Below are 5,363 nucleotides of genomic sequence, written 5' to 3'. Positions count from 1 at the left end.
GCTTTACAACCCCTAACTATTTACTTATATTTGCCTAAAAATAAAATAAAAAAAATGCAACATATTATCGATCGTTTTGTTAGTTATGTAACTATTGACACTGAGTCAGATCCAAATTCAAAAACAACTCCAAGTACAGAAAAGCAATGGAATCTTGCCAATAAATTAGTTGAGGAATTAAAGACAATTGGTTTATCAGATGTTACCATAGATGACAAAGCTTACATTATGGCTACATTGCCTTCTAATGTCGATCATGAAGTTCCAACTATTGGTTTTGTATCTCATTTTGACACTTCTCCTGATTTTAGCGGAGCAAATGTAAAGCCTCAGATCGTTGAGAACTATGACGGGAAAGATATCGTTTTGAATGCCGAGAAAAACATCGTTTTATCACCCAACTATTTTAAAGATTTATTACAATATAAAGGACAAACCATTATTACAACTGATGGAACAACCTTATTAGGAGCCGACGACAAAGCAGGAATTACCGAAATTGTCTCCGCCATGGAATACTTAATTCAGCATCCGGAAATTAAACACGGAAAAATTAGAATTGGCTTTACTCCTGATGAAGAAATTGGCCGTGGCGCGCATCATTTTGATGTGAAAAAATTCGGTGCAGCCTGGGCTTATACTATGGACGGAAGCCAAATTGGTGAATTAGAATATGAAAATTTCAATGCAGCCGGAGCAAAAATCACTTTCAAAGGAAAGAGCGTTCACCCGGGTTACGCCAAAGGAAAAATGATCAATTCAATGTTGATTGCCAACGATTTCATCAACGAACTTCCAAAAGGAGAAACTCCTCAGGAAACGAAAGGTTACGAAGGTTTCTTTCACGTACACCATCTTACCGGCAGCATTGAAGAAACTGTTTTAGAATTGATTATCCGTGATCATAACAAGAAAAAATTCGAAAAACGTAAAGATTTAATTGCCAAAATTGCCAAAAAAATCAATAAGAAATTTGCGAAAAAATTCGGAGAAGATATCGTAATTACTGAAGTTAAAGACCAGTATTACAATATGAAAGAAAAAGTACTTCCTGTAAAACATATCGTTGATATTGCCGAAAAAGCAATGAAAGAACTAAGCATCAAACCTATCATCAAGCCTATTCGTGGTGGAACGGACGGGTCGCAACTTTCTTTCATGGGACTTCCTTGCCCGAATATATTTGCCGGTGGTCACAACTTTCACGGAAAATACGAATATGTTCCTGCCGAAAGTATGCAAAAAGCGACTGATGTCATTGTAAAGATCGCTGAATTAACGGCAATTCCAGGCATTTTTGACGCTCCCGAGAAACCTAAAAGAAAAAAATAAACCGAAGTATGTCCGATAAAAAACACGTTTGGGATAAAGTCAACAATTGGGAAGAAGAACTTCTTTTCCTAAAAGCTATTATTGATAAAACCGAACTGGTTGAAACCGTAAAATGGGGCGGTCCCGTTTATGTATACAACAAAAAAAATGTTATCGGCATAGGTGGTTTTAAAGAGTATTTTACAATTTGGTTCTTCAACGGCGTTTTCCTGAAAGATGAAAAAAAGAAACTCATCAATGCTCAGGAAGATAAAACAAAATCACTGCGCCAATGGCGTTTTACTTCAAAAGATCAGATAAACGAGGCAGAAGTTTTGACCTACATCTTAGAAGCCATTGAGAACGAAAAACAAGGAAAAATCATCAAACCTTCAAAGAAGGAAGCTATTGTTTCTGAGCTTTTTCAGAAAGAACTCGATCAGAACTCCGCTCTGACAGAGGCATTTCAAAAGTTCAGTCCTTACAAGCAATATGAATTTCTGGAGTACATTGAAACTGCCAAGCAAGACAAAACCAAACTTTCGAGAATTGAGAAAGTAATTCCGATGATACTGGAAAACATCGGATTGAATGACAAATACAGATAGGCTTAAATTCTATTTTTTTAAGCTCCAAATTCGAAGCTACACAAACCTTTATCAAAGCTTAAAACTTTGATAAAGGTTTTTCACTTTTCTACCTTCCTGCACTAGCATTGAATTTACCTCCTCCGTTGAACCATACTCAACAAAAACCTATTAAACACATAGAAACATAGATTTTCAAAAAAGAATACAAAGCGAAGTACATTTCTTTCACATAGCAAGATATGTGCATTTAAATGAAGTGAAACGCCTTTTTTATGCAAGCACAGAATCTATGTTTCTATGTGTTAAAATAATTTACCCAATACATTTTCTTCAGCACAAAACAAAAAAAATCCCAAACTCCAGTTTTGGAATTTGGGACTTACTATTTTGAAATTTATTTTTTTTCGAAGAAAAAATTTAAGCTTTTTTATTCAAAGCAGCACTCATTTCCATAGAAATTGCTGAACGCTCAATTTTTAATTTTCCAGACATGGTTTCGATTACCGCACTTGTATCAGCAAGCTCAACAATTTTTCCGTGAAAACCACTTTTAGTAATTATTTTGTCACCTACTTTTAGGCTGCTTTCAAATTCTTTTTCATTTTTTACTCTTTTCTGTTGTGGTCGGATCATAAAGAAATACAACACGACAAACATTAGTAAATAAGGCGCAAATTTCATTAAATCTTGCATAGTATTCAGTTTTTATTTTTGTTATTAATATTTATGTTTTCCGGCTCTTCAGCATCGCTCGGAGCAAAATTGGAATTTGTTCTTCGACTTCGCTCAGAAAGACAACTTAATTGGGTTTTCGAATTTAAAAAATTGAAAATTCGCCTCAATTACATTAAACCACGACCTACTTTAATCATCTTTTTATTCGCTGTAAGCTCTTTAACGAGATTATCTAAAATTCCGTTGATAAAAATACTACTTTTTGGTGTAGAATACTCTTTTGCAATTTCTAAATATTCGTTAAGAGTTACCTTTACCGGAATAGAAGGGAATTTTAAGAATTCACAGATAGCCATTTTTAAAATAATAGTATCAATTTCTGCAATCCTTTCGCTGTCCCAGTTTGGTGTTTTATCATCGTATTCTTTTGCCAAAACCGATTCGTTTAAAACGGTTCTTCTGAATAAATCTTTAGCAAAATCTTTATCCTCAACGTCTTTGTACAACTTAGGCACTCTGAAATCATCCGGATCTTCTGTTTTGATCGCTTTCAATTGTTTGATGATGTGCGTATTTACAACCGGAATATCATCCACCCAAGTCAATTTATCATCTTCTAAATACTCATACAATTTTTCATTTGGAACAATTACTTCAGCAAACAAATCAATTACAAATTGTCTGTCTTCTTCAAAAGTATTGGTTATAGTACTCATGTATTTCGCATACAAAGCACTTGATTTAATATCATTTAAAAGTAAAATGATATAATCGTCGTTCAGATTCCAGTTGTTGATTTTACGATTTTCTAAAGCAATACTAAGGGAATTGCTTTCGGCAAGAAGTTGAAAAATTTTGTTTTTGACGAATTTTTCATTCGGATTACGTTCTGCAGCAGTTGCAAGATGTTTTTTACTTGAAAGATGTAAAAAAACGGACTCTTTTTTGCAAATTTCAATCAATGAAGAAAGCATTATAAGATATAAATCCTGAATATTATCAATACTGTAAAAAAGAAACTTCTCTTCTTTTTCCATATTATCAGAACCGCTTTGATGCATTGCATAAATGGATTGCATTACTTTAACGCGTATGTGTCTTCTATTTACCACCTTGTAAGAACATTTAAAAATTAGTCTGCAAAAGTAAGTATTTAACTTTTTATAATAAAATTAAAATGATAAAAAAAGTCGCAGTTTTCAGTCGCAGTCGCAGTCTCGGTTTTCAGTGAATCAGAAACTGCTTAAAAAAAACATAGCTTTCAATCGAAACGAATAAAAAAGTCGCAGTTTTCAGTCGCAGTCGCAGTCTCGGTTTTCAGTGAATCAGAAACTGCTTTAAAAAAAAAAAAAAACATAGCTTTCAATCGAAAGGAATAAAAAAGTCTCAGCTTTCAGTCTCAGCTTTCACTTTTCGCAAAACTGAGACTGTAAACTGAGACTGTAAACTTTTAGCTTAAATTATTTTTTAGCGTTTTCAATCTTTCTCAAATCGATACGATTTTGAGCAATGGTCAAAGCCGCTTTGTGCGTTGTCATTCCGTTTTTCACAGCATACTCGATAATCTCTAAAGTTGTATTATAGATATTTTCGGTTTTTGACATGATTTCAGCTTTACCGTAATGCTCTAATTCGGCATATACATTGATAATTCCACCAGCGTTGATTAAGAAATCTGGAGCATATAAAATCCCTCTTTCCTGTAATCTTGCTCCGTGAACATTCTCATCAGCCAACTGATTGTTAGCTGCTCCGGCAATAACTTTAGCTTTAATTTTATCTACAGTTGCATCATTGATGATTGCTCCCATTGCACATGGTGCATAAATATCAACATCAGCTGTATACAAATCTTCACCAGAATAGATTGAAGCATTGTATTTCGAAGCTACCTGAAATAATTTCTCTTCATTGATATCAGTAATTGTAACAATTGCTCCTTCTTTAGTTAAATACTCAACCAAAGCCTCACCTACGTGACCAATTCCCTGAACTAAAACTTTTTTACCTTCTAAAACATCAGTACCAAACTGACTTTTAGCAGCAGCTTTCATTCCTAAATAAACACCGTAAGCAGTTATTGGAGAAGGATTTCCTGAACCACCTCTTTCTTCAGAGATACCCGTAACATAAGGCGTTACGTCTCTAACAGTGTCCATGTCTTTTGTTTCCATTCCAACATCCTCAGCCGTAATATATCTACCACCTAAAGAGTGAACAAATTCACCAAACTTGCGCATTAATTCAGGTGTTTTTTGCGTTTTAGCATCACCAATAATTACTGCTTTACCTCCACCGATATTCAATCCGGTAATGGCTGATTTATAGGTCATACCTCTTGAAAGGCGTAAAACATCGTTTAATGCTTCCCATTCAGTATTGTAATTCCACATTCTAGTACCTCCCAAAGCTGGTCCCATAACCGAATTATGAATACCAATAATTGCTTTTAAACCTGTATCTTTGTCATTGCAAAATACAATTTGTTCGTGATCGTCAAAAGACAATTGACCAAAAACAGGATCCATTTTTTGAAGTTCTTTTCCAGTTGCGAAAGTTGCATCCATAGCGCTACTATATTATTTTGTTAAAATTATGAATATGTCAAAAAGACTTCTCAAATTTATACAAAAAATATACATGTGCTAATTTATTATCTTTAAAATAACAATCTAACAATCGTTTTGTTTTGATAAAATTACATATTGTATTAATTTTTATTCATAATATTTCATCAAATCAAAACATTTTAACATTGAATCTCTTAAAAAAATGAAAGAATTAAGT

5 protein-coding genes are annotated in these 5,363 nt (G+C 33.6%); 2 read left to right on the top strand and 3 right to left on the bottom strand.

What is annotated here, in order from left to right; all coding sequences use genetic code 11:
* Positions 1-54: 54 nt before the first annotated feature.
* Both pepT and JO950_RS21115 read left to right on the top strand, forming a co-directional pair.
* Complete coding sequence (gene pepT / locus JO950_RS21120; RefSeq protein WP_202704415.1) at positions 55-1,332, top strand: peptidase T; 1,278 nt, start codon at positions 55-57, stop codon at positions 1,330-1,332.
* Between the two features lie 8 nt (positions 1,333-1,340).
* Positions 1,341-1,919 (top strand): YdeI family protein, encoded by a 579-nt coding sequence (locus tag JO950_RS21115; protein WP_202704414.1) that lies wholly within the window; start codon positions 1,341-1,343, stop codon positions 1,917-1,919.
* Between the two features lie 399 nt (positions 1,920-2,318).
* Here JO950_RS21115 and yajC read toward each other — a convergent pair whose 3' ends face one another.
* From yajC to JO950_RS21100, 3 genes are all read right to left on the bottom strand, one after another.
* Positions 2,319-2,594 (bottom strand): preprotein translocase subunit YajC, encoded by a 276-nt coding sequence (gene yajC, locus JO950_RS21110; RefSeq protein WP_202704413.1) that lies wholly within the window; start codon positions 2,592-2,594, stop codon positions 2,319-2,321.
* A gap of 149 nt (positions 2,595-2,743) precedes the next feature.
* Positions 2,744-3,655, bottom strand: a complete 912-nt coding sequence (gene nusB, locus JO950_RS21105) for a transcription antitermination factor NusB (protein WP_202704412.1) — start codon at positions 3,653-3,655, stop codon at positions 2,744-2,746.
* Between the two features lie 381 nt (positions 3,656-4,036).
* Positions 4,037-5,143 (bottom strand): Glu/Leu/Phe/Val dehydrogenase, encoded by a 1,107-nt coding sequence (locus JO950_RS21100; RefSeq protein ID WP_017495417.1) that lies wholly within the window; start codon positions 5,141-5,143, stop codon positions 4,037-4,039.
* Between the last annotated feature and the right edge of the window lie 220 nt (positions 5,144-5,363).

Source organism: Flavobacterium sp. UGB4466 (assembly GCF_903469665.1).
Lineage (GTDB): Bacteria > Bacteroidota > Bacteroidia > Flavobacteriales > Flavobacteriaceae > Flavobacterium > Flavobacterium lipolyticum.
This window is presented reverse-complemented; position numbering and strand designations above follow the sequence as displayed.